A 540-nucleotide genomic window follows, 5' to 3' on the forward strand; every position below is an offset into this window, starting at 1 on the left:
TCACCGTGAGCGACTGGGTTACCTCCACCCGCTGCGGCAGCACCGACGACTCTCCCGATGCCGCAGCCGCCTCCACCACCTTGGCGTGGTACGGGGTGAGGTGTTCGAACGGACCGTCGCTGGGCAGTGGCGCGTCGGCCCGGCGGCGCGCACGCGCCTCCTCGCTCAGCCGGAACAGGTTCGACGGCGCACGCTTGAAGTAGAACCGGGTGCCGTCGATATCCAGGTGCTCCAGCAGCCCCTGCCGGTCCCAGCGCTCGAATTCGTCATCACGCAGATCGGGAATCGAGCGCCGCACGGCGTCTTTGGCCGCGGCGGTGTCCAGGCTGAAGTCCAGCCGGATCCGCCGCATGCGCTCGCGCTGGAAGGCCAGCGTGTGTTCGTCGTAGGCCGCTGGCGGCGTGCTGCCGTGCTTGGCGATGCGCTGCTCGGCGCGGGCGAAGTACCCGGCATCGATGAGGTCGGCGACGCGCGCGCGCTCGGCCGCGTCCTCTACCGTGCCGGAAGCGGCACGACCGGCCTGGGCCGACGGCACCGACA

At 70.9% G+C, this 540-nt stretch carries 1 pseudogene; it reads right to left on the reverse strand.

The features are described 5' to 3' along the window. A pseudogene (locus DBR34_RS22020) lies at positions 1-421 on the reverse strand (transglutaminase domain-containing protein); the annotation flags it as partial. Positions 422-540: the final 119 nt, after the last annotated feature.

It is taken from the genome of Stenotrophomonas sp. HMWF003, from assembly GCF_003061285.1.
Classification (GTDB): domain Bacteria; phylum Pseudomonadota; class Gammaproteobacteria; order Xanthomonadales; family Xanthomonadaceae; genus Stenotrophomonas; species Stenotrophomonas maltophilia_AP.